Here is a 26,189-nt window from a genome sequence, read left to right on the forward strand (position 1 = left end):
AAATATAATTAATCGCCAAAGATACTGCGCCAAAGACGAACAAAAATGTTTACTTGTTCAACATTTTCTTTAACAGTTGCTGGAACTTTAGTACCATGATTGGAATTTATATTTGCTAACTTGAAGTAGTAATATCCTACACGATCACCTTTATTTAAAGGAGCAGTTAAATTATCTTTAGAAAAAGTTACCTTACCATAATCCGCTGATTTTAACCAAAGCCCTGTATCTTTTTGAACCACTAAGTTAGCAATGCGACTTTTTCCATCCTTAACCTTAATTCCCTTTAAACTAGAAAGTTGTTGGCCTTTTTTCAAAATATACAAATTATAGTTTTGATAAATGTAATTCAAAAGCTTTTTTGTCTGCGTAAAGCGACTAGGATCACTACCATCAGTATGACTGGCACCCATGACAATAGTAATAATTCTTCTTCCCTTATATTTCAAAGTACCAGCAAAACATGCTCCTGCTTGGTCAGTTGTTCCAGTTTTTAGACCATCTAATGGAAAAGCAGCATCGTATTGAGATAAACCTTTAAGCATCCAATTCCAATTTTCCATTTGAGTAGTTTTAGTCCCATCTTTGAAGGCTAACTTTGCTATTTTAGTAGTCTTCAAAACTTCAGGATACTTAGTTAATAAATGATCAACAATAATTGCCATATCATTGGCAGAAACTTCATTTTCACTATTCTTACCGGCACCTGGATAAGCGTCAGATTTCAAGCTTCCATTTGGTAAACCACAGGTAGTATAAAATTTAGCTCCCTTTATTCCCCACTTTTTAACAATTTGTCGCATGTGATTAACTGCATTTTTTTGAGTACCATATACAGCTTGCCCTAACATCATTGCTGCTCCATTAGCAGATTCGATTAAGGTTGCTTCATATAACTGCTTAACAGTATATTGGTGCTTTAATTCAAGTGGAACATTTGAATATTCAGTATTCTTGCTAAGTTTCACAATATTAGCAGTTGGAGTTAATTTTTGATTCCATGTTAATTTTCCTGACTTAATTGCATCCAAAGTTAAATATACGGTTACTAACTTAGACATTGATGCTATTGGCAATTTTTGGTTACCGTTTTTCGCATACAAAACTTGTCCATTTTTTTGGTCAATTGCAACGGCACTTTTAACATTTAAATTTAATTCATCGTTATTATAATTTGCAACTGATGCAACTACTGAATTAGTTGGTATCAGCGCTAATAATGAAACTAAACATACAATAGTTACTATAATTTTTTGAAGAAATTTATTCACTTTTTTACCTCTTATTTTGAAGATAATTCTTTCATAACTTGCGGAATCTTGGCACTAAGCTTAACTGGTCGAACCACATAATCCGTTTTAAAGATACAATCACCTGCATATGAGTGTACATAAACTGCACTTGCTGCTACTTCCATACTAGCACCAAATTGTGCACAAAAAGCTCCAACAACTCCACTTAATGTATCTCCCATGCCACCAATAGCCATACCAGGATTTCCTAAGGGATTGACCAAAATCTCACCTTGACAATTATAAACCTTAGTATGATTAGATTTTAAAACCAAAATACCATTACCAGCAGGTAATAATAAATTAAGAGCTGTGTGATTTGCAGAATCATTTTGATAAGGGATTCGGATTTGACTTAATCGCTCCCATTCTTTTTGATGTGGTGTCAAAATAATCTTTCCAGCATTTTCTGGCATCAAACTACGATCTTGTGCAATTAAGTCAATTGCACTTGCATCTAGAACCACTGTCTGCTGACTAGTCACACTTTCTCTTAAACTATGGAGTAAACCTCTAGCAACTGAATCCATCCCTAAACCTGGGCCACAAACTATTACGTCCATCTGCTTGATTAAGTCATTCATACTGCGGTTACGCCAATCAATAAACATAGCTTCAGGTATTCTGGCATGCAAAGCATCTAAATTTACTGAATGTGTTGCTGTTGCAACCAAGCCAGCGCCACTATTGACGCATGCTTCTGTTGCCATAATGATTGCACCACCATAGTTAGTACTTCCACCGATTAACAAAACTTTTCCATAATTACCCTTATGACTTTGACTTGGCCTTTGAACAATTATGCTCTGAACCAATTCCCTTGAAATTTCTACCATAAAAATCTCCTAGATTTCCCTATTATGCTTTTATTTTAGCAAAAATTTGGTATTATAAAATAGGTATTTATCAAAAGCCTCAATGGCGGAATTGGCAGACGCGCAGCGTTCAGGTCGCTGTTCTGGTAACAGAGTGCAGGTTCGACTCCTGTTTGAGGCATTTTAAGCTCTAGCAAAAGCTAGAGCTTTTTTTATTTCCCAGGTAATTTATTTTCTTGCCCGGATTAGGTGCACATTTGCAACTATCATTTGCTTGTTGCCATAAAGTCTCATTGCTATAGTCGAAATAGTAAATATAAATTATATGGAGGTCTTTTATGAGCAAAGTTCAAACTAAGAAAAAACCATTTTTCAAAAAAATTGGGTTTTGGATTCTAATTGTTATTTTAATTATTATTGGTGCATCAATCGGTGGAAAAGGTGGTAATTCTGCTAAGAATAGTAGCAACAATTCAATTTCTAGCAGTAAAAGTTCAAATCTCCTTTCATTAGCTAACTTTGATAAAATCAACTTATCTTCTACAAATGGTGATAGTAAAGCTAATGTTAGAAAACTATTTGGTAAAAAAGAAAGTTCGACTTCATCTTCAACCATTGAAAATATCAAGACTGAATTATTAACCTGGTCAAATGTTGACAATGGCGATATCGGCTCAAATATTACCATCAATTTTGACAATGATCATGCTGTTTCTAAATCAATTTCAGGATTAAAAGTAAAGCGTGAGAAAAAGATAAGTTTATCCGATTTTGAAGCTATCCAAAACGGCCAAACCAAAGATGAAATTAAGAAAAAGTTTGGTAACCCAAATGGTTATACTATTACTAATATATCCGGCCATACAAGCGAAATGTGGGATTATACATCTGATATCAAAGGTGAACTAGGTGCTAACTTCAATATCAGTTTTACTAATGATCAAGTATCAGGAAAAGCCCAATATGAAATGAAATAACAAAAAAGCTGGAAATACGTTTGAAAACGATATTTCCAGCTTTTTTTATTTTGTAATTTTCAAATAAATATTGCTATAACAATTTCTTAGCCAATATCCAGTTAGAATAACCCAACCGAGGATAGAAATGACTAGCAAGAAATAAAACCATCTTGGCGTTATAAATTTCAAAGTCGCTGTATTTTTGCCTTTTTGTTGCATTACTGTTGGAGCACCAATCTCATTTTTTACAAACTGATGCTGCTTTTTCCCATTAACTTCTAATCGGGATTGTTGATACATAACAATTGGTAATTGGACTATTGATTGTTTATTCTCACTATATTCTTCCCCCGTCTTAAATCAATTTTCCTTCTAAATGATCCATTTCATGTTGACAAATCTCAGCAGCAAAATCAGTTAAAGTTAATTCTTGTTTTTCCCACTGTTGATTTAAAAATTGAACTTTTATTTCTTTAAATCGGATTGTAGGCCGAGTACCAACAAGCGATAAACAACCTTCGCTAGTTTGATAAGGCTGCTTGCAATCAACAATTATGGGATTATACATAACAATGTTCAAAAGGCCAATATTGACAATGATAATTCTCTTAGAATAACCAATCATATTTGCTGCCATGCCAACGCAACGCTCCTTATTTGCTTGCAAGGTATCTTGTAAATCTTGGCCAATCGAAACATCAGATTTTATAGCAGGTATAGATTTTTGCTTTAGAAATTCTGGATTTTTAACAATATCTCTAATCAATTTGTAAACTCCAATCTAGTAAAAAACGTTCTCAATAGTAAAAACATTTTCTAGAAGCCCCTACCTTTTCAAGGCTAGCATGCATCTAGATGCAAAATTCTTTATATAAAATCCAATTAAAACTGTCCAAGCTATAACACTTGCCCATAAAAGTAGCAAAAACCACTTAGGGATTATAAATTTTAATGTAGCTGAGTTTCTCCCTTTATTTTGCCATACTGTTGGCACACCAATTTCATTTTGAGTAATCATAGGATGCTTATTTCCATTAACTTCGAGTCGAGATTGGCGATACATAACAATTGGTAATACAATTTTGGATTTTTGAGTTGATTTCCAAGTTAAAGTCATACTCCCATCTTTGTTGATTTTTTTATTGATCTTTTCCCTTTCCGCTAGTAAAAGTAATGAATCATATTTTAATACAACATTTCCAGCCTTTTTCTTTCCCTTGTTAGTTGGTAAGTAATCTGGCTGTATATTCTTTAACTCGTTAAAAATTCCAGCTTGAGACTCTGTTATATCCCTAACATACCCTGGTTTCTTACTTGTTTTAGTTAAAGCAGAAACAGAATTAGTCAAATATTGTCCAGAATATATATCTGAAATAAATTTATAAGTTGCAAAACTTGCTTGTAACGCTGCAAATAGCAGCAGAACGCTTGCAATATTCCATTTTTTTATTCTTGTTCCTTCAAAGTTTACCGTTGAAAAACTGTAGGCTATTCCTAATAATAAGACAGGATATGCAATTGTCACAAATCTAAAGGGAAATTGAAAGATAGAAGCAATAATAGGCCAATTGTTTTGAACCCATCCCCAATTTAAAAGATAATTAGTTGATAAAAGCAAGTAAATCAAGCCTAAACTCGTAATAATTAGATTATTCTTCTGTTTCTTCCAATTCAAAAAAGCATAAATTCCTTGACCCACAAATAAAATAACAGTACTAGGCAAAATAAATTGCCGAACCGTTTGAAATTTTGACAATCCAATAACAGCTCCATGAAGATCATATGCAAGTGGAGTTGCTATCATATTTTTAGAATAAACAACTAGCAATCCGCCCCAAACACTAGCCGTCAAAATAAAAGTCAAAATTATAGCTTTTATCAATGAAACTAAATACCACTTCTTATCTTGGGTTCTAAAAAACGAAACTATAACTATCGGTATTAATATCAAAGATATCATTATTGTTGATAATAAATGAATATTACCAATTAAGCTAATACAAGTGGCTAGAGAAATAACGTGAATTGGTCTTTCTTTATCCTCAAGCATGTTAACAACCTGCATTAATAAATATGGGATGACTACACCTGCACAGGCTGAAAAATTCATTCCTTCAGTCCATGCTGGAATCATTCCTATATTAATATAAATTAGTGATAAAATTACTGCAATTATCTTGGGAGTTTTTACTTTTACTGCAAGTTTATACATCCCTGCCGCAGCTATAAAATCAACCAATATATTAGTAATTACTTCATACTGAAACCACGATCTAACTAGTAGCAATAAAAAGGCATTACAATAAGCAAAAAGCGGGCCATAAAGAGCATTAATTATTCTTCCAGTCTGCTCAAAAGTAAAATTAGTTTGAAACCAGCTAAAACTTCCAGTCAAAATTTGCTTTTTAATATCATAGAATCTTGCTAGATGGAAATATGTATCTGATCCAATAATTGTTATATGTCCCATAATTTGCACATACAATAAGGCTAAGATTGATAGAAAAATAGCTAAATATGGCAAGCAATTATTAAAAGCTAGGCTCCCTTTTATTTTCTTCATTTAATTTCAACACCCCACTTAATTTCTTATATAATCTTACCATGAAAGCACAAAAAAGGCGGCCCTTTTTCAGGTCGCCTTTTCGGCTGGTTCAAATACCTAGTTACCATTCATAATCTTCTGGATCTGCTTTACCTAATCCGGTTGCATGATCAAGAATAATTCTTTGTTCGTAACTTGCAACGTTACGCTTAGTTGCCTTAACCATGTCAGGGTTAACGGAAACATAATCAATCCCGCTCTTAACTAGGAATTCAGTAAATTCTGGATACTCAGATGGAGCTTGACCACAAATTGAAACCGTCTTGCCATCTTTGTGAGCAGTCTTAATCAAATGACGAATTGCTCGCTTGACTGCCAAGTTTCTTTCATCAAATAAACTTGCTACAGTATCATTGTTACGATCACAGCCTAACAATAGCATCGTCAAATCATTTGAGCCAATTGAATAACCATCAATAAATTGGTTAAACTGATCCGCCAAAATAATGTTGGAAGGAATTTCGGCCATCATGAAAATCTTGAAATCAGCAGAACGCTTCAACCCGCACTCGACCATAATTTCAACCACCTTGCGAGCTTCATCAACTGTTCTACAGAATGGAATCATAACATTTAAGTTCTTTAATCCAAACTCATCTCTAACTTTCTTAACTGCTGCTAATTCCAGTTTAAAGGCTTCAATGTATTTGGGATCATAGTAACGTGATGCACCACGCCAACCTAATAGGTCTGCACTTTCATGTGGTTCATACTTATCTCCACCCTTTAAGTTGCGGTATTCACTACTCTTAAAGTCACTGAAACGCAAAACTACTGGACGTGGATTCATTGCACGAGCAACTTTACTAATGCCACTAGCTAATTCATTAACAACTCTTTCTGGATGACCAGTTTCAATTAAATAAAGTGGGTGTTGATGGATATAAGTGGTCCACAAGAATTCTTCCCGCATTAAACCAATCCCGTCTGCTGGCAAACTAGCGTATTTTTCAGCTAAATCAGGATCACCTAAGTTCATCATAACTTTAGTTGCAGTTGGTGGGAAGTATTCGGCTGAAACAACTTGACTTGTTTGTGCTGGCTTTTTAACCATATCAGCAACTACACCTTGATAAACAACTCCATTTTTAGCATCAACCGTTACTTCTTGGCCCGTCTTAAGGACAGCAGTAGCTTTAGCACCACGGCTTGCAGTACCAACAATACATGGAATTTGCATTTCCCGTGAAACGATGGCAGCGTGACAGGTCATACCACCATTATTAGTAACAATTGCACTAGCCTTCTTCATTGCAGGAACCCAGTCAGGAGAAGTCATCAGGGTTACCAAAACTTCCCCTTCCTTAAATTCATCGATATCTTCAGGATTTTCAATCACATGAACAATACCTGATTTGATACCTGGACTTGCAGGTAACCCATTGACTAAAACTTTATGATCAGTCGTTACTTTTTCTGAGGCTACCTCCTTAGTCATCTTTCCTTCTTTTTTACGTTGTGACCAAACAGTTTCAGGACGAGCTTGCACTAACCATAACTTATTGTTTCCATCTAATGACCATTCCATGTCCATATAGCAGCCATAATGCTTTTCAATTTCTTTAGCATAACTTGCTAAAGTTTCAACTTGTTCATCTGTTAAACAAGCTGATTTTGCCATGTCTTCTGATACTTTGCGCTCTTCAACTCCACCATCATGCAAACGAATAAGTTCGATATTCTTATTATTAATTGTCTTATCAACAATTTTGCCACTAGCTTTATCCACGACAAAGTTATCTGGTGTAACTGTACCTTGAACAATATATTCACCTAAGCCCCATGAGCCTTCAATCATAACTTTAGTATCATCGCCAGTAGCAACGTTAACGGTAAACATTACACCACTAGCTTTTGAAAAGGCCATCATTTGAACAGCTGCAGATAAGGCAACTTTTTCGTGTGGAAAGCCACGTTTTACACGGTAATAAGTTGCACGATCAGTAAAAGTAGATGCATAGCATTCCTTAACTTTTTGAATTACATTGTCACGTCCATGAACATTCAAATAAGTGTCTTGTTGTCCAGCAAAAGAAGCATCTGGCAAGTCTTCAGCAGTAGCACTTGAACGAACAGCAACGAAAGGTTCATTTACTTTCATTTTAAGAGCTAATTGATCATAGCTATCACCAATTTGCTTGGCCAAATCTGCCGGCATTTCAGCAGAAACAATTATCTTTCTAATTTGGCTACAAATTTTATGTAATTCATCAGAATTTTCAACATCTTTTAAATTCTTTAATAAATTGTTGATTTTATCATTAATGCCGGTTTTATTCATGAAATAACGATATGCACTTGCGGTTGTTGCAAAGCCAAAAGGAACTGGCACATTTGTACCTGAAGTTAATTCACCTAATGATGAAGATTTTCCGCCGACTAAGTCAACATCTTCACGCTTTAATTCATCAAACCATAATACATTTGCAGTTTTTCTTTGATCCATAAAAATCCTCTAAAAGAAATATCTTTCTTTTTATATATGTAACCGCTTTCTTCTTACAACTATATTTTTATCTCTTTTTGACAAATAGTCAATCAAATCAAAGAAAAAAACTCACTTAAAATACAGAAATAAAATTTCTGTCAATTTAACTCAAGCAAAAAAGCCTGCCCTAAGGCAGACTTTTAATCATTAATGATATGTAATTTTCGTTCAATACTTGCAATCTTTTGCCCTAAAATACTTCTTGCTAAGCCAGTATACAAACTAGCTAAAGCATAAAGTGAAGCTCCAACAAATACACTAATTCCGACAACTATCATCGCAGGAACTCGACGATCCAAAGGCAAAAATCTTCCTAAAACAAACACCATTACAAAAGTAACAGCAAACATCACAATTGAAAAAGTTAAAATACCTAGAAAGCGATGTAAGGTCCGTTTTAAGTTAAAGTGATATTTAACCTTCAAATGTTGTAAAGATAGAATGATAGTTAAAATAAAGCCAATATTTGTAGCCAATAACGGTCCATTAACCGTAAATGTACGAATCATTGGATATTGAACCAATAATTTTACAATTAAACCTACGATTAAATATTTTATTGCCAAGATATTTTCAGATAGTCCTTGTTGAATTGCCATTAAAACAGTGAACAACCCCAACGTAATGGCAGTAAAAGATGATACAAATAAAACATTACTACCTAATGGATCATAGCTATAAAACACAGTATAAATTGGTGTACTAATAGCAGCCATTCCAAATGACGCAGGAATCATGACAAACAAGAATAATTCCAATGTATTCTCTATCTGCTTTTGAATATCCCTTCTATCCCTTCGAGCCTTAGCCCCAGACAATAAAGGAATCGCAGTTACTGCCATCGCGGTTGAAAGCGAAACAATAATCATGATTAGCTTATTCGCATTTAAGCCAAATAAAGCATAAAGATTTTCAATCTGGTCAAATTGTAAATGAGTAAAACTGGCCATAAAACGGTGAAAAGTAAATTGATCAACTAATTGGAAGAAGTTAATCCCACAATCAATGATGATAAACGGAATCGATTGTTGAATAATTTCAAATAATAAATCATTAGTTGAAACCTCAACTGCGTTATTAGAATCTCTAACTAGTTCATCCATTTCGGCTTTCTGCCGGTAATAATAAAAGCCAAGCAAGGCAATTGCAAAAACTGCCCCAACTGCAGCAGCTAAATTTGATTGAGTAACTGCTCGCAGATAATTGCGATCTTGCAGTTTCATAATGATATAAGCAGTTAACAACATCCAAACTACACGTGCTAGTTGTTCAATAAATTGCGAAATAGCAGATGGCTTCATATCGTTAAAGCCTTGGAAATATCCACGCATAATTGAAAGTGTTGGCAAAATCAAAATTGCATAAGACAAACTTCTTAAAACCGGAATTTGTCTAGGATCCCCTCCACCCCAAAATGCGAGTTGTGGTGCAAAGAAAAACATTGCCGCTGCACTAATAATTCCAAAAATTGCCATTAACCCAAGCCCCTTATGAAAAAGTCGCTTGGAAACGCCATATTCATTCAAAGCATTATATTTAGCAATTTGTTTGGCGACTGCTCCAGGAATCCCTGCTGTAGAAACGATAATAAATAAGCTATAAATATTGTAACTTTGTGCTGTAATAGCGTTAGCTAAGTTCCCATAATGTCCCATCCACGCATACCAAGGGATAATATAAATTGCCCCTAGAATCCGCGATAGAATTGACCCAGCTGTCATCCAAGCCGAGCCTTTTAGTAGCTGAGATTGTGAATCAGACTGATTATTTCTTCTATTCTTCATATTTTTCCTTTTTAACAAAAGATATAAATTTATTTTACTAGCTTTAAGTTAAAAGCCAGCTAATTATTGTCCTTTTAGGAAAAAATTATTATTTAGCAACGATGTTAACAATCTTGTTTGGAATTACAATAACCTTCTTTACATCCTTACCTTCAAGGAATTTTTGCACATGGTGATCAGCCATAGCTGCTTTTTCAAGTTCATCTTTAGCTGCATCTTTATTAGCAGTGAACTTACCACGTAACTTACCGTTAACTTGAACCATAATTTCAACAGTTGATTCAACTAACTTGGCTGGGTCAAATTTTGGCCATTCAGCGTAAGAAATACTTTCATCATGACCAAATACTTGCCAGATTTCTTCCATCATGTGAGGAGCAACAGGTGCTAATAACTTAACAAAGCCTTCAGCATATTCCATTGGAATTGTCTTAGCCTTTTGAGCTTCATTTACAAAGACCATCATTTGTGAAATAGCAGTGTTAAAGTGCAAGTTTTCAAAGTCTTCAGTAACCTTCTTCACAGTTTGGTTATAAACCTTATCTAAACTGCCATCATTTTCTTTAACAACCTTGTCACTAACAATTGGATCTAAGTCTAAGTCATTAACAAATAAACGCCATACACGATCTAAGAACTTCTTAGTTGAAGCTGGGCCATTGTCATCCCAATCAATTGAAGCATCTAATGGACCCATAAACATTTCGTAAGTTCTAAGTGAGTCAGCACCATATTCTTCAATAACTTCATCTGGGTTAACGACGTTACCCTTAGACTTGCTCATCTTGTCGTGATCTTTCAAGATTAAACCTTGGTTGTATAACTTTTGGAATGGTTCCTTGGTTGGAACAACACCCAAGTCGTAAAGAACTTTGTGCCAGAATCTTGCGTAAAGTAAGTGACGAACGGCGTGTTCTGCACCACCAATGTACAAGTCAACTGGTAACCACTTCTTAAATAATTCATAGTCACCTAACTTTTCATTGTTGTGTGGATCGACATAACGTAAGTAGTACCATGAAGAACCAGCCCAATTAGGCATAGTGTTAGTTTCACGCTTACCTTTACGGCCATTTTCATCAACTACGTTAACCCAATCAGTTAAGTTAGCAAGTGGACTTTCTGGAGTACCACTTGGCTTGATATCTGTTGCATGTGGTAAAACAAGTGGCAATTCATCTTCAGGGACTAAAGTAGTTTCGCCATCTTCCCAGTGAATTACTGGAATTGGTTCACCCCAGTATCTTTGACGACTGAAGTCCCAGTCGCGAAGCTTGTAGTTAACCTTAGCTTCACCAAGATTATGTTCTTCAAGGTAAGCAATAATCTTCTTCTTAGCATCAGCAATGTTTAAACCATCTAAGATATCACTATTTACGTGAACACCATCATCTACAAAGGCTTCCTTATCTAAGTCGCCACCTTCAATTACCCGCTTCATTGGTAAATCATGCTTTTTAGCAAATTCGTAGTCTCTTTGATCATGAGCTGGAACTGCCATGACAGCACCAGTACCATAACTTGCTAAAACATAGTCACCAATCCAAACTGGAACTTCTTCACCATTAACAGGGTTAATTGCAAAGGCACCAGTAAAGACACCACTCTTATCTTTATTCAAATCTGTTCTTTCAAGGTCAGACTTAGACTCAACTTCCTTAATATAAGCTTCAACAGCAGCCTTTTGTTCAGGTGTGGTAATTTCCTTAACAAGTGGATTTTCTGGAGCTAAAACAGTGTAGCAAACACCATATAAGGTGTCTGGACGAGTAGTATATACTTCAAAACTCTTGTCGCTATCTTTAATCTTAAAACGAACTTGAGCACCTTCAGAACGACCAATCCAGTTTCTTTGCATTTCCTTAACTGGTTCTGGCCAATCTAAGTCATCTAAGTCTTCCAAAAGACGATCAGCATAAGCCGTCATCTTAAGCATCCATTGACGCATATTCCGGCGGTAAACAGGGTAGCCACCACGTTCAGTCTTACCATCAACGATTTCTTCGTTAGCAACAACAGTTCCTAAATCTGGTGACCAGTTAACTGGAACTTCTGCTTCATAGGCAAGTCCCATCTTGTACATTTGTTCAAAGACCCATTGAGTCCACTTGTAAAAGTTAGGATCACTAGTTCTAACTTCACGGTCCCAATCATAAGAAAAGCCCAACATGTTAAGTTGCTTTTTAAAGTTAGCAATGTTTTCATCAGTTACGACAGCTGGATCTTGACCAGTCTTTAAAGCGTATTGTTCAGTTGGCAAGCCAAATGCATCCCAACCCATTGGGTGAAGCACATTATAGCCTTGTGCACGCTTCATTCTAGAAACAATATCAGTTGCAGTATAACCTTCTGGGTGACCTACGTGAAGCCCTTTACCAGATGGGAATGGGAACATATCCAAAGCATAGTAATTCTTCTTCTTTGGATCTGTGCCAGTTTTAAAAGTATTGTGTTCTGCCCAATACTTTTGCCACTTCTTTTCAACTACTTTGTGGTTATACATATTTATCCTCCTAATAAAAAAGTCCTATGAAAAAATCATAGGACGAAAATTCGCGGTACCACCTAAGTTCCATGCACTGGCATGACACTCAATAGTATCTTAAAGCGATACTAAACTCTGGGCGAATAAAAAGGCGAGTTCAAAGCGCTACTTAAAGTCTTGCACCAACCGACTCTTCTCTAAATAAGTAACTAACTTTTACTACTCCTTACCCTTTACTGTTTTATTGACAATAATTATAATTTACCACATAAGACTAAATTATACAAAGGTGAATATCTAAATGAATGAAAATGAAAATCGTTTTACCTACCTTGTGGGGGCAACTTTAATTTTTACTTGTTTATATGTATTTTGGGTACACAGTGTTGTTAAGAGTCTAAGTTTTATTCACAGTTTTGATAACAGCTTAATTAACTTAATTACCAACAGTAATCAAACTGAACTCTTCATCCTCAAGCATTTAACTGTCCTAGCTAATACCTCGATGGTTGTAATCTATACCATCATCTTAGTTCTACTATTACTTTGGCGTAAACATTATGACTTGGCTAAATTCGCTGTTTTTGTCATGGCACTAGCTAACGGTAACAACTGGTTAATTAAACACTTAGTCATGCGTCACCGTCCTAGTGTACACCACTTAGTAAAGGCAACTGGCTACTCTTTCCCATCTGGCCACTCAGCAGGCAGCATGTCACTTTGCTTAGTACTTTTTATTGTTGTTTTAGTATTAATGAAAAAAGGCAAGCTCAAGAACTTCTTACTTATCTGCTTACCAATTATTCCATTAATCATTGGTATGAGCCGAATCTATGTCAGAGTTCATTATCCAAGTGATGTATTGGGTGGATTCATTGAAGCAATAACATTTTTCTTGTTAGGTTTATTAATTTTTCAAAGTAAGCTATTTAAAACTAATAATAAATAACCACCAAAAAAGGCTACCGGAAAAATCCGATAGCCTTTTTGCTTAGTTAATTTTAGTGATACAAGTCAAATCTACCAACTGAGAAGGTTTCTTTTAAGCCACCAGTTTCCATCAAAGACTTATCAATAATAATCTTCTTCAACGCAGATGCTAAGTAGCCCTTATAGCCAACCCCCAGTGCCTTACCTGCAGCTTGGGTTTCACCAATCGCAACCACAACACCCAAGTCATGATATTCATACTTAGCTGGACGAGCTTGTTGATTTACTCGGCTTTGAATATCTTTGGCTGCATAATTAGCCATTGAAAGGGCCATTTGTGCGGTGTTAGGCCATGGCCACTTCTTACCAGGTACCATTACACTTGATACATCCCCTAAAACGTAAATATCATCACTTTCAGGAGCAGTTAAATGATCAGTAACCATTACCCGGCCACGACGATTCTTAAACCATGACTTGTCAATCACAGGACTACCACTAAAGCCTGTCATCCAAATTCTGATTCCAGCTTTAATTTCTTTAGCTTGATCATCATCTTTCATCTTGTAAATAACTGAGTCGTTGGTTACTTCTTGGACAAATGCTGGCTTAATAATTTCAATCTTGTTCTTATCAAGTAAGCCTAAAGCGTAATCTAATAGCTTACCTTGGAACATTGGTAAAAGACGTGGTGAAGCATCAATCATCTGAATTCGAATCTCTTCTGGTTTAGCTTCAGCCATTTTGGCAAGACGGGGTCTTGCTTCAGCTAAAGCCCCAGCAAGTTCAATTGCTTGGAAGCCTGCGCCACAAATGACAATTGATAAATGCTTACTATCGCGGTCTTGCTTGTAGGCCTTCATTTCAGCATAGATGTGGTCACGAATTGCTTCTGCTTCTTTGACATTGCTCATTGGCAAGGCATTTTCTTTTACCCCACTAACTCCCATATCACTTAAGACAAAACCTAAACCTAAAACACAGTAGTCATAAGCAATAGCACCATGATTCTTTAAATCAACAGTCTTTTCATGAATGTTAACTTTTTCAACTTCATCAACAATTAAGTCTGTCATCTTAGGATTTAAGACATCAGCTAATTCATAAGACATGCGAGTATAAGGATAGGCTCCTGAAGCAACTTCATAAAGTCGCATAGTTTCGTAGTGATAAGGATTTCTATCTACTAAGGTAATGTGAACTTCATTCTTTAACTTTTTTTGTAAAGCGACAACAGTCTTCAAACCTGCGTAACCTGCGCCCAAAACTACAATATTTTTCATAGATACTCCTCTTTTCTATTAAATTAATGCTCCGATTAAATAAGTAAGTGCATAAATCAGCGAACCCATCAAGAGAATCTTAACTGCACAGATAAAAGTCTTAGTTTTTACCTGCTCAGCTAAAAAGATGTGAGTTTGCTTATAAATAATTGGCGCAATTAAAATTGTTAACATTACTGTCATTGGTGCTAGCTTAAGCCAAGGCAAAATAAGCACTACCAGTAAAGCCAAAATATTCTTAATAACAAAAAATTTCAATGCCCACTTCTTACCAATAAAGTGAATGATAGTCTTGCGGTGATTATCTTCATCTTCTTGTGCATCGCAAATATTGTTAGCCAGCATTAAATTAGATATCCACAATTCATCTGGTAAAGCTAGTAAAAATATCTTTGCTAAGGTTAACAGACTCCAATTAAAAACTTGGTAGCTATTCAAGTAGACACTTAACAAAACAATCATAAAGCCCATAGTAAAGCCTGAAGCAAGTTCTCCAAATGGCAAACTGGAAATCGGTAGTGGCCCTGATGAATAAGCGTAACCTATAAAGAAGCAAAATACTCCCATCCATAAAACAGCCAATCCTGCTTTATAAACTAACCATAGACCAATTAGCGCAGAAATTACAGTAAAAACTATAATTAAATTACGTACTAATTTCGGTGAGATATTTTCTCTACCAATGATATTAGTTTTTTGTTGGTAAACCTGACTATCTGCGTGATAATAGTCATTGTAGTTATCAAGCATATCAACCACCATGTTAAACATAAACATAGCGACAAAAAAGGCAATTGACACTAACCAATTTATAGAATGATAATAATAAATGCTATAAGAAAGACCTAAGATAAAAGGTAACACACTAGCAGATTTAGCTTTTATTTCTACTAGTTCTAAAAAAGTCGCAACTGACATCAAGCCACTTCCTCTCATTTTTGATGCCACTTATATTATTGATTTTTTATTTAAAATAGTTAAGGAATAATTTATGAATAATTCAAAACCTTGGAAAAAATATCCATTAATCGCCAGTGAATTAGCCCAAGTAAATGAGCTTCTCAAGCAAACAATGCATGCGCCGAATAAAGACTTAGAATCAGCATTGAAAGAAATGGCTGATAATGGTGGTAAATATCTTCGTCCAAGTCTGGTACTTTTAGCAGCTCATGCTGTTGGTAAACCCAATAAGCAAATTATTCAGATTGCTACTGCAATTGAAACTTTACATATGGCAACTTTAATCCACGATGATATCATTGATGATTCTGATAAAAGACGTGGTAAACCCAGTATTCAGTTTGCTTTTGGCAAAGATGTTGCTGTTTATGCTGGAGATTTACTTTTTACCAATTTCTTTGATTTGATGTTGAATGTAAATGAACCTAAATACCTGCAACTTAATGCTCATACCATGCGCCAAATTTTAAATGGAGAACTTGGGCAAATGAACCAGCGCTTTAACCTTGAGCAAACATTCGACGATTACCTAGCTGATATTAAAGGGAAAACCGCTGCCCTCTTTCGCCTAGCAGCAGAGCAAGGAGCTCACTTTGCTGGCGGAAATCTAGAGCAAACGCAAATTTTAGCTAATTTTGCGGAAAACTTAGGAATTGCCTTTCAAATCATCGATGATATCTTAGATTATCGTGGTAGCAGTCAATTAAATAAACCAATGCTTGAAGACTTACCCACAGGTGTTTATTCTCTGCCACTCTTACTTGCCTTAAAACATCCTGACTTAAAGGTACAATTATTGCCACTTTTAAATAAGAAAACTGCGATGAATGTTAAAGATATTAAGCAAATTCAAGCAATTGTTATTGACAGTGGCGCAATTAATGAAAGTAAACGACTAGCCCAAAGCTATGCCCAAAAAGGCATTGCTGAACTAACAAAATTAACGCCCAATCCTGCTGTGGAAATTTTAGAAAAAATGACAAAAGAACTTTTGCAAAGAACTTTTTAGCTGATCAAAGACCTTGGTCAGCTTTTTTTAGTTCTCTAAAGCGACTACTATTTTCCCATAATTCATTTGGACTACCTTGCATGACAATTTGGCCATGCTCAATAAACAAAACTTGGTCCATCTTGTCGATTCCCTGCAAATGGTGCGTTATCCAAATTAAAGTTTTTCCAGCTAATTGCTGATTAAAAGTGTCAATAACAGCTTGTTCAGTAACTGGATCCAAACCTACCGTTGGCTCATCTAGTAAAACAATTGGGGCATCTTGCAGTAAGATTCTAGCTAAGGCTAAACGATGACGTTCACCACCAGAAAAACGCAAACCGGCTTCATCTACTTTGGTATCTAATTGTTGTGGTAATTTTTTCACCATTTCAAGTAAGCCAACTCTAGCTAAAGCATCCCAAATTTGCTCATCACTTGCTGCTTCATTACCTAAGCGCAAGTTGTTAGCAATTGTGGTATTAAACAGATAAGGTTTTTGGTTAATCACACTAAAGTAATTAGCAATTTGATCACCAAATTTGGCAGTTGGAATGCCGTTCAAGGTAATACTTCCTTGACTAGGCACGCGGTCCCCGCGCAATAAGCTAGCAAGGGTACTTTTACCTGCTCCACTTTGGCCTAGAATTGCGACTTTTTCACCAGCTGATATCTTCAAATTAATCCCGCTTAAAACTTCTTTATCAGTCTTAGGATAAGTATAATGAACATTCTTTAAAAGTAAGTTATATGGAGCTTTAATTTGAATTTCTTCGTTATTAGTAATTTTTTCTGTTTTTAAATTGTTTAGTCGTCTTAATGATTTTTCATAGACATTGGTCTCTTGTCCTGCAGCTGGTAAGCCAGCAATTGCTTCGTTTAATGGGAAGACTGCTAATACAAAAGCTGCAATCCAGTTAGTAGCATGAGCAAATTTACCAGCACCCCAAATAATTAAGCTAACAATAACTAACAAGTAAAACATTTGAACTATAAAATTCCGTTTACGTTCAAAATTCTTTATTTGGTGTTGAACTTCAACCATTTTATCTTGATTATCAACGTGGAGTTTTAAAAATTCTTGGCTGCGTCCTGAAAGAACCCAATCACTAACTCCCATCACATTATCAGTTAAGTCGACATAGAGTCGATCACGTGCCTCTTTTTCAAAGCTTTGCCTAGTGCCATTAACAATAATTGACCAAATAGGAATAGCAAAAATCATAATGCCGAAAACAAGGAGCATCCATAAACCCATTAATGGTGTTAAAAAGCCGACTGCAACTACAATAATTGCATACAAGCCCCAGGCAACAAACATCGGAAAAATAGACCGCAAATATAGATTTTGAATGTGACTAACATCATCTGAAAGAAGCCCTAAAATATCACCTAGCTGATATTTACTATTAAACTTAGTTGCATCTACTTCTAAGGCATCATAAAGGTTCTGTCTAAACTTCGAAGTCATCTTAAAGACCCAGTTATGACTCGTCAGTCTTTCTAAATATTGCAAGGCTGGTCTACCAATTCCGAAGGCTCTAGTTAAAACAATCGGCACATAAACCAGCAAAATATTTTCCGGCTTGGTGGCAGACTTACTAATTAAAAAGCCCGCACAAAACATTAATCCTGCTGCACAAACAAAGGTTAAGATACCTAATGAAATTGCAAGGACTAATGTTTTTTTGTATCGCTTCAAAAAAGGCTTAACCCATCGGTCCTCTTTAAGCGCTTGAATAATTGGAATTTTGTTAAACATCCTTGGTCCCCCGCATTTCTTGCGTTAATTTGGTAAAATAACCTGCTTCTTTTGTTAATTCGTCAAATGTGCCTTGCTGAACCAACTTGCCATCATGCATAACCAAGATATAATCCATTTCTTTTAACCAGTGCAGACGGTGTGTAGCAAAGATGACTAATCTATTTTCCATTAGTGGCAACATTTGCTTCTTCAAATCAACCTCAGTTTCTATGTCTAAGTGAGCTGTCGGTTCATCAAATAACATTACTTTTCTAGTTTTATCTAAGAATGCGCGCGCAAGTGCAATTCTCTGTGCTTGTCCACCTGATAAGACCCGCTTACCTTGACCGATAATTGTATCAAGTCCTTCTGGCAGCTCTGCAACTAATTCATCTAAGCCCACGACATGAATCGCCCTCATAATTTCTGTGTCGCTTGCCTCGGGGGTATAAAAGGCAATATTTTCACGTAAACTAGCAGTAAAAACATAAGGATTCTGCGGAATATAAAGCATCTGCTGATGCCAAGCTGGAATATTTAAAGTTGATGCTTTTTGTCCATCAATTATTATTTTTCCTGATTTTGGTGGTAAAAAGCCACTTAGTAAGTTAATCAAAGTTGACTTACCTGAGCCACTCATCCCAATAATACCAACTTTTTCGAAGCCCTTAATTTCAACTGAAACTGGCCCTATTTCAGTTTGATTATTATAGTTAAATTCTAAGTTTTCTAACTTAAGTTCACTCTTTGAATTCCAAGGTGCAATCGCTAAATCAGCGCTAGCTTGCATTGGACGACTAATTAATTCGTTAATCCGCTTAAAGGCATTTTTCCCATTTAAGGTTGCATGATAATCACTAGCAAAATTTCTGATTGGTAAGAAATACTCAGGCGCTAAAATCAAAATTGTTAACGCTGGATATAAAGGCAATTGCCCATTTAGAAGGCCAAAACCCAAATATACTGCTACTACCGCAATTGATAAGGTAGTAAAGAAATCTAAGGCAAAAGTTGAAAGCATCGCCACTTTAAGAACTGCCATCGTTTTATGCCGAAAATCTTCGCTAACGTGAAAAATACTTTTTGAATATCTTTTACTTAAGCCTAAATATTTCAAGGTATCGATTCCACGAAGTGAATCGATAAAGTTATTGGATAGTTTTTGAAAATTACCAAATTGCTTACTTGCTCGGTCTTTAGCCGCATAACCCAAAATAATCATGAACAGCACAATCAAGGGATACATTAATAATAAGCCCAGAGCTGATTGCCAGTTAATAAAGAGCATGGCAATAAAAAGCAAGACAGGAATTATCATCATCGCTAAGACTTTGGTATAAATCAGCTTGATATAATTACGTACTTCATCAATTCCATCTAAAGCCATCGTAATTAAACTCCCAGTTCCTTGGCTTTGGACTAAAGATTGGCCAGACTTAAAGACTTTATTTAATAACTGCTGCCGCAACTTTTCGACTTCTTGACTAGAATAAGTTTCCAGCATTTTATCTTTAAACCAATCGATTAGCTGTCTGCCGATAAAGCAAACGATAAAGATTAATAGATACTGCCAGTTTAACTTCTTCCCTTGCCAAAGAATTGTTAAAACTTCACTTAACGATAAAGCTTGGCCAATAATCAAAAAAGCCTGCAGAACTTCAAGTACTGCAAGCTTTTTCAAAATTGAGCCAGCACCAGCAAGTTTAAATAGGTGTTGATCAATCATCTTAATATCCTTCTCCTACTGCAGGCATCTCGATTCTCTTGCGGAAAATCCAGTATGACCAAATTGTATAAGCAAGAACAATTGGAACGAAAATAAAGGTTGCAATTGTCATAACTGTCAAAGTGTAATTTGATGATGAAGCGGTCTTAATCATCAAATCAAAGTTACTGCTGATAGATGAAATCATTAATCTTGGGAATAATCCACAGAAAATCAAAGCTACCAATGAAATTAAAGTTAAGCCACTAAATGTGAAGGCATAACCTTGGTGATTGCTAAAGACTGAAACATGTCCAGCAACTGAGAAAGCTACAATTAGCACTAGACAAAGCAAAGTCAAAATTGGATGTACTTTGATAAAGTCAGTTTGAAATAGCAATAACAAGGCAAAAACCACTTCACCTGCGTAAAGTACCCAGTAAAGTGCCTGAGCATAGTTGCGAGCGCGATCACAGATAACGCCTTTGGTTCTCAAAACAATATAATTCAAACCATGAAGGTAAGTTAATAAAGTTAAGGCAATGCCGCCAACAACTGAGAACCAGTTAAAGTAATCAAAGAAGCTAGCACTCATATTACCTTTAGCATCAATTGGCATACCCTTAATCATTGATACAAACATTACTCCTAAGAAAAATGGAGCAATAAAACTACCTAATGCCAAAGCATTATCCCAAATCTTTTTATTTGGTTGAGAACTTTGAGCTCTAAATTCAAATGAAACACCACGAATGATTAATCCTACCAGAATCAATAATAAGATTAAGTAGTAGCCGGAAAACAGTGAGGCATACCAGTATGGGAATGATGCAAACATCGCACCACCAGCAGTAATTAACCATACTTCATTACCATCCCAAACTGGCCCAATTGTTTGAATAACTTGACTTCTTTCTTGGTCGTTATGAGCTAAGGTTTTAACTGCCATTCCGACACTATAATCAAAACCATCTAAGAAGAAGAAGCCACTAAATAGAACTCCAATTAGGATAAACCAAAGAATTTGTAAGACTGACATTTAGAAGGCCCCCTTTGCAAATGGATCAGTTGCAAAACTAGCTTGATCCTTCTTAGCCAATTCATCAGGGTCATTGTGTAAGTAGCGAATAATTAAGCTAATTAAAACAACAGCTAAACCAGTAAATAAGCAGAAGTAAACAATATTTGAGGTTAACAATGAAGCAACTGAGACATTTGGAGAAACACTTTGTTCAATTGTAAATAAACCATAAACTGTCCAAGGTGCACGGCCAAGTTCAGTAATTAACCAACCACAAGTATTAGCAATAAATGGTGTAAAGGTCATTAATGCTAATACCCATAAACACCAACGATGTTCATATAAGCTTTGCTTCTTCTTGCGAGTCATAACTAAGCCTACAATTGAAACTAAAGCCATTAATGAACCAAATCCAGCCATAAAGCGGAAGCTCCAGAATAAGGTATTAACTGGAACATAGTAATTCATCTTATGACCGGCAATATGGGTACCATAACGCTTTTCAAGTTCAGCGTTGATTTCTTCCATACCCTTAACTGAGCCTTTAGTACTGTGGTAAGAAAGAATACTCAACATATCAGGAATTTCAATCTTGCCTTTCACTTCGTGAGTCTTCGGATCAGCAACCCCCACAACAGTCCAAGGAGCTTCATCACCTGTTGTCTTATATACTGCTTCAGTTGCCGCAAATTTCATTGGTTGATCATGAACAAGGGCTTGCATTTGTACATCCCCCATGCCAATTGAACCTAACGAGAAAATTAGCATTAAGAGAAGACCTAAACGCATTGTCTTGTGATAGATTTCTTGGTTAACAGCTGATAAGTTTTTCTTCTTAAGTAATTGAAAGGCAGTTAACCCAGTAATAATTGTTGCACCAGTTAAAAGTGCACCAGTTAATACGTGACCTAATTCCAAAACTAATTGCTTATTGGTTAATAAGGCAGCAAAATCAACCATTTCAGCTCTACCATTTCTAATAGTAAAGCCAACTGGGTGTTGCATAAATGAGTTAGCAGCTAAAATCCATAGTGAAGAAGTAACTGTCCCAAAAACAATCATCCAAATAAAGAATAAGTGTAACTTTTTACCAACCTTATTCCAAGTAAACATCCATAGTCCAATGAATGTTGATTCAATGAAGAATGATAACAATGCTTCAAATGCCAGTGGAGCACCAAAAATGTCCCCCATAAATCTAGCATAATCAGACCAATTCATCCCAAACTGGAATTCTTGAATAATCCCAGTTACAACACCTACTGCAAAACTAAGTAAGAAGATGTTTCCCCAAAATCTGGTCATCTTCTTATACTCATCTTTGCCAGTATGAACATACATTGATTCCATTACAGCGACTGTAAACACCGTACCAATTGAAAATGGTACAAAGAAAAAGTGAAAAATCGTTGTCATTGCGAATTGGAATCTTGCAAGACTAACAATATTCATCCTAGACACCTCCGAAAACTATCATAAAATCATCAAGTCATAGATGATTACGCTACCATAGTTCAATTCTAGTTTACAGCTCATTTCAGGCTTATTCAAGCTATGCTATATGATTATCTTATAAAAAAATTAATACCATAATTTAACAAAAATAAATAATAAAAATCCTAACCCATAATGGATTAGGATTTCTTTATTATTTAGCTTGTTCACGATAAAGTTGATTAATCAAAATCGCCATAATGATTACTACAAAGCTAGTAAGATAAACTGCTTGTAAGCTTGAATGCAAGATAGATCTTAAAGTTGGAATAAAGTTTTGAGAGATTTCGTTTACCCTTGCTGAATTTACAACTTTGTTCATCATCCCCATGTTTAATTGTGAATGTTGCTTTAAACCCATGAAAATGACTGAGTTGAAAATAATTCCATAAACTGAAACCATCATTGTTTGACCAACATAACGCATCAGTGTGTTAAATGAAGTTGCTACCCCAACATTTTCTTTTCCAACAATTACCTGACTTCTAACTTGGGCAGCAGTAATAATCGAGCCAAAAGTACTACCATGGAAAAATGAAATTAAGCAAAAGACTTCAAATGGAGCTTTTGCAGGAATAAATATTAAACTTGCATCAGCTAGTAATAATATCAAAAGAGAAATACTAATTAGTCTTTTAGTTCCAATTTTAACCATTAAATTTCCAGCAATAAATGAGCCAACTACCCACATAATTGCACTTGGAGTAACCGCAAACCCGGCAATTGAGGCTGATAAACCTTTAATCCCTTGCATCCAGGTAGGAATGTAAAATTCAAGTCCCATAACAACTCCATTAATCAACAAGGTAATTGCGTTTTGAGCTGAAAATTCACGATGACTTAGCATACTTAAAGGCAAAATTGGATCTGTCGCCTTTTTTTCTGCTTTAATAAATAGAAATAGACTTGAAATACTGATTACTACCAAGATTAGCAAGAGAATAAGTGATATTTTTTCATTCAAGCCCTGTAAAAAGAGCATAAATGCTAACAAAAAAGTCATCAAGTAGCTAGTACCTTGTAAATCTAGTTTTCCTGCACGTTTTTGCCATTTTTCTTTGAAAAAGACTGTAATTAAAATGAACGCTAAAATTCCTAAGGGAAGATTGATATAAAATACCCAGTGCCAAGATAGATGCTGAACAATAAAGCCACCTAGTAAAGGCGCAATTACTGAGGCCAATCCCCAAAAGCTTGAATTTAGTCCTATTATTTTTGCCCTTTTTTCAATTGGATAGAGATCGGCCAAAATAGTTATTGCAACTGGCTGAATTGCACCTGAGCCAATCCCCTGAATTACTCGGTAAATGATTAGCTGAATCATATTTTGAGCAAGGCCACATAGACTAGAACCAATGACGAAAACGAAAATTCCAAAAAGAAAAATTGGTTTTCTGCCATATCGATCAGATAACTTCCCATATAGTGGAGTAGTTATAGCTGTCATCAGTAAGAAAATTGAAACAACCCAGTTCATAATTTCTAGACCATCAAGATCTGAAACTATTGTTGGCATCGCTGTTGAAACAATCGTACCTTCAACCGCAGTCATAAAGGTCGTGACAAAAATTGCGAAGGTAATCAATCCAAGAACTTTTCTGGACATATTCTTTTACTCCTAGTTCTTATGATTAGCTATATAAGCTTTAATTTCATCAACCTTATCCGTCTTTTCCCAAGGCAAATCAATATCTGTTCTACCAAAATGGCCATAAGCAGCCGTTTGACGATAAATAGGGCGTTTCAAATCTAGCATTTTAATAATTCCAGCAGGTCTTAAATCAAATACTCTTCTTACCGCTTCAACCAAAAGATCATTATCCACAAGCCCTGTGCCTTCAGTATCGATACGAACCGAAACGGGATGAGCAACACCAATAGCATAGGCAAGTTGAACTTCACATTTTTTAGCTAAACCAGCTGCTACAATATTCTTAGCGACATATCTAGCAGCATAACTTGCACTTCGGTCAACCTTAGTAGCGTCTTTGCCTGAAAAAGCACCACCACCATGACGTGCATAACCACCGTATGTATCAACGATAATCTTACGTCCTGTTAAACCAGAGTCTCCTTTTGGTCCACCGATAACAAAACGACCTGAAGGATTAATTAAATACTTGGTATTAGCATCAAGTAAATCGACTGGAATTACCTTCTTTATGACTTCTTCAATCATTGCACGCTCAATTTCAGAATTTGAAACTTCGGCATCGGTTTGTGTTGAGATAACAACAGTATCAATACGTTTAGGTTGATCGTTATCATCATATTCAACAGTTACTTGAGCTTTGCTATCTGGTCTAAGCCAAGTTAAAATGTTGTCTTTTCTTAGCTCTGCAACCCTTCTCATCAAACGGTGTGCCAGTGAAATTGGTAATGGCATTAATTCAGGCGTTTCATCAATTGCATAGCCAAACATTAAACCTTGGTCACCAGCACCAATTTGATCAAGTTCATCAGTATCAGAAGTGTTACGCGTTTCGATTGAGTGGTCAACACCTTCAGCAATATCAGATGATTGTTCATCGATATCAACCATAACAGCACAATTATTACCATCAAAACCTAAAGATGGGTCATCATAACCAATCTCAAGAATAGTCTTTCTAACTACAGCTTGTATATCAACATAAGCATTAGTTGAAATCTCACCAAAAACAAAAACCATTCCAGTTGTTACGATAGTTTCGCAGGCAACACGACCATTTGGGTCTTTACTTAAAATAGCATCTAAAACAGCGTCTGAAATTTGATCAGCAATCTTATCAGGATGTCCTTCAGAAACAGATTCTGAAGTAAATAAACGTTTTTCCATAATGTCCCCCTATAGACAAGCTATTCGGTTACAAGGCATCTTCGCTAGCGCGAATCCTATCAGGACTTGAACCGATACACGATAAAAAATAAAAATATTCCTAGGCATAAAAAAAAGCTACCAATCGGTAGCTATCTAGGAATTATGGAGGATACAGGGCTCGAACCTGTGACCTCCTGCTTGTAAGGCAGATGCTCTCCCAGCTGAGCTAATCCTCCAAATGACCCGTACGAGATTTGAACTCATGTTACCGCCGTGAAAGGGCGGTGTCTTAACCACTTGACCAACGGGCCAGATCTCATACCTGAGCACTCTTTATATATTACCAGAAACTCTTTACTAACGCAAGAACTTTTTGAAATATTTTTTTCAGGCGTGAGTCATAAAATATAGGCGGAGTGTGAGGGATTTGAACCCTCGATACGGATAATTTCCGTATACATGATTTCCAATCATGCTCCTTCAACCACTCGGACAACACTCCAAATGGTGACTCCGGTTGCCAGATTCGAACTGACGACATCTTGATTAACAGTCAAGCGCTCTACCAACTGAGCTAAACCGGAATATTAAAAAAGAGCGTGGCAGCTACCTACCCTCGCAGGCAGTTTCCCACCAACTACTCTCGGCGTGAAGAAGCTTAACTTCTGTGTTCGGCATGGGTACAGGTGTATCCTTCTTGCTATCGCCACCGCACTCTTTTTTGAGCTTTTACGCTCAAAACTGAATTTCAACCAACTAAAAACCTTGCGCTTTGGTCAAGTTCTCGACTGATTAGTACTGGTCCGCTCCATAGATCACTCTACTTCCACTCCCAG

18 protein-coding genes, 5 tRNA genes, 1 rRNA gene and 1 riboswitch are annotated in these 26,189 nt (G+C 35.9%); of the genes, 4 read left to right on the forward strand and 20 right to left on the reverse strand.

Features of this window, described 5'->3' with window-relative positions; genetic code table 11:
* Positions 1-8: 8 nt before the first annotated feature.
* Both H628_RS0101430 and H628_RS0101435 read right to left on the reverse strand, forming a co-directional pair.
* Complete coding sequence (locus tag H628_RS0101430; protein WP_034538083.1) at positions 9-1,271, reverse strand: serine hydrolase; 1,263 nt, start codon at positions 1,269-1,271, stop codon at positions 9-11.
* 11 nt (positions 1,272-1,282) lie between these two features.
* Entirely contained in the window at positions 1,283-2,128 is an 846-nt protein-coding gene (locus H628_RS0101435; RefSeq protein ID WP_027824853.1) for an NAD(P)H-hydrate dehydratase, read from the reverse strand.
* A gap of 76 nt (positions 2,129-2,204) precedes the next feature.
* On the opposite strand from H628_RS0101435, the gene H628_RS0101440 reads away from it, so the two are divergent.
* Positions 2,205-2,288: transfer RNA gene (locus tag H628_RS0101440), tRNA-Leu, on the forward strand.
* A gap of 157 nt (positions 2,289-2,445) precedes the next feature.
* Complete coding sequence (locus tag H628_RS0101445; RefSeq protein WP_027824854.1) at positions 2,446-3,084, forward strand: DUF3862 domain-containing protein; 639 nt, start codon at positions 2,446-2,448, stop codon at positions 3,082-3,084.
* A gap of 337 nt (positions 3,085-3,421) precedes the next feature.
* Here H628_RS0101445 and H628_RS0101455 read toward each other — a convergent pair whose 3' ends face one another.
* The 5 genes from H628_RS0101455 to leuS all read right to left on the reverse strand — a co-directional run bounded on the left by H628_RS0101455 (position 3,422) and on the right by leuS (position 12,446).
* Entirely contained in the window at positions 3,422-3,832 is a 411-nt protein-coding gene (locus H628_RS0101455; RefSeq protein ID WP_027824856.1) for a peptide deformylase, read from the reverse strand.
* A 60-nt stretch (positions 3,833-3,892) separates the two neighbouring features.
* A complete protein-coding gene (locus tag H628_RS0101460) occupies positions 3,893-5,629 on the reverse strand; it encodes a glycosyltransferase family protein (protein WP_027824857.1) in 1,737 nt (578 codons plus the stop codon).
* 103 nt (positions 5,630-5,732) lie between these two features.
* On the reverse strand, positions 5,733-8,117 hold the full coding sequence (ppsA, locus tag H628_RS0101465) for a phosphoenolpyruvate synthase (protein WP_027824858.1): 2,385 nt from the start codon (positions 8,115-8,117) through the stop codon (positions 5,733-5,735).
* 182 nt (positions 8,118-8,299) lie between these two features.
* Positions 8,300-9,943, reverse strand: coding sequence for a putative polysaccharide biosynthesis protein (locus tag H628_RS0101470; RefSeq protein WP_027824859.1), 1,644 nt, complete (start codon positions 9,941-9,943; stop codon positions 8,300-8,302).
* An 88-nt stretch (positions 9,944-10,031) separates the two neighbouring features.
* Positions 10,032-12,446 (reverse strand): leucine--tRNA ligase, encoded by a 2,415-nt coding sequence (gene leuS, locus H628_RS0101475; protein ID WP_027824860.1) that lies wholly within the window; start codon positions 12,444-12,446, stop codon positions 10,032-10,034.
* A 283-nt stretch (positions 12,447-12,729) separates the two neighbouring features.
* Here leuS and H628_RS07170 point away from each other — a divergent pair, with 283 nt between their 5' ends.
* The gene (locus tag H628_RS07170) at positions 12,730-13,377 is read left to right on the forward strand and encodes a phosphatase PAP2 family protein (protein ID WP_051237952.1); all 648 of its coding nucleotides are present in this window, start codon (positions 12,730-12,732) and stop codon (positions 13,375-13,377) included.
* A 52-nt stretch (positions 13,378-13,429) separates the two neighbouring features.
* Here H628_RS07170 and H628_RS0101485 read toward each other — a convergent pair whose 3' ends face one another.
* On the reverse strand, positions 13,430-14,641 hold the full coding sequence (locus H628_RS0101485; RefSeq protein WP_027824861.1) for an NAD(P)/FAD-dependent oxidoreductase: 1,212 nt from the start codon (positions 14,639-14,641) through the stop codon (positions 13,430-13,432).
* Positions 14,642-14,659: 18 nt separating this feature from the next.
* Positions 14,660-15,559: a prenyltransferase gene (locus H628_RS0101490; protein ID WP_027824862.1), complete on the reverse strand. Its 900-nt coding sequence runs from the start codon at positions 15,557-15,559 to the stop codon at positions 14,660-14,662.
* Positions 15,560-15,632: 73 nt separating this feature from the next.
* Between H628_RS0101490 and H628_RS0101495 the strand changes: the two genes are divergently transcribed.
* Complete coding sequence (locus H628_RS0101495; protein WP_027824863.1) at positions 15,633-16,610, forward strand: polyprenyl synthetase family protein; 978 nt, start codon at positions 15,633-15,635, stop codon at positions 16,608-16,610.
* Between the two features lie 4 nt (positions 16,611-16,614).
* On the opposite strand, the gene cydC is transcribed toward H628_RS0101495, so the two are convergent.
* The 11 genes from cydC to rrf all read right to left on the reverse strand — a co-directional run bounded on the left by cydC (position 16,615) and on the right by rrf (position 26,067).
* Positions 16,615-18,351, reverse strand: coding sequence for a thiol reductant ABC exporter subunit CydC (gene cydC / locus H628_RS0101500; RefSeq protein WP_027824864.1), 1,737 nt, complete (start codon positions 18,349-18,351; stop codon positions 16,615-16,617).
* Positions 18,344-20,059, reverse strand: a complete 1,716-nt coding sequence (gene cydD, locus H628_RS0101505) for a thiol reductant ABC exporter subunit CydD (RefSeq protein WP_027824865.1) — start codon at positions 20,057-20,059, stop codon at positions 18,344-18,346. The genes cydC and cydD overlap by 8 nt, the downstream gene beginning before the upstream one ends.
* A gap of 1 nt (position 20,060) precedes the next feature.
* On the reverse strand, positions 20,061-21,077 hold the full coding sequence (gene cydB / locus H628_RS0101510; RefSeq protein WP_027824866.1) for a cytochrome d ubiquinol oxidase subunit II: 1,017 nt from the start codon (positions 21,075-21,077) through the stop codon (positions 20,061-20,063).
* Positions 21,078-22,511 (reverse strand): cytochrome ubiquinol oxidase subunit I, encoded by a 1,434-nt coding sequence (locus H628_RS0101515; protein WP_027824867.1) that lies wholly within the window; start codon positions 22,509-22,511, stop codon positions 21,078-21,080.
* Positions 22,512-22,707: 196 nt separating this feature from the next.
* Positions 22,708-24,159, reverse strand: a complete 1,452-nt coding sequence (locus H628_RS0101520) for an MDR family MFS transporter (protein WP_027824868.1) — start codon at positions 24,157-24,159, stop codon at positions 22,708-22,710.
* 12 nt (positions 24,160-24,171) lie between these two features.
* Positions 24,172-25,371 carry a methionine adenosyltransferase gene (gene metK / locus H628_RS0101525; RefSeq protein ID WP_027824869.1) on the reverse strand — a complete coding sequence of 400 codons (1,200 nt, stop codon included), beginning with the start codon at positions 25,369-25,371 and terminating at the stop codon, positions 24,172-24,174.
* Positions 25,369-25,448: riboswitch (SMK box riboswitch) on the reverse strand. Its footprint overlaps the gene before it by 3 nt.
* Before the next feature lie 68 nt (positions 25,449-25,516).
* A tRNA-Val gene (locus tag H628_RS0101530) sits at positions 25,517-25,589 on the reverse strand.
* 3 nt (positions 25,590-25,592) lie between these two features.
* A tRNA-Glu gene (locus H628_RS0101535) sits at positions 25,593-25,664 on the reverse strand.
* A gap of 101 nt (positions 25,665-25,765) precedes the next feature.
* A tRNA-Ser gene (locus H628_RS0101540) sits at positions 25,766-25,855 on the reverse strand.
* 9 nt (positions 25,856-25,864) lie between these two features.
* Positions 25,865-25,937: transfer RNA gene (locus tag H628_RS0101545), tRNA-Asn, on the reverse strand.
* A gap of 13 nt (positions 25,938-25,950) precedes the next feature.
* Positions 25,951-26,067 (reverse strand): 5S ribosomal RNA (gene rrf, locus H628_RS0101550).
* Between the last annotated feature and the right edge of the window lie 122 nt (positions 26,068-26,189).

Origin of the sequence: Lactobacillus psittaci DSM 15354 (assembly GCF_000425905.1) — a bacterium.
Taxonomy (GTDB): Bacteria; Bacillota; Bacilli; order Lactobacillales; family Lactobacillaceae; genus Lactobacillus; species Lactobacillus psittaci.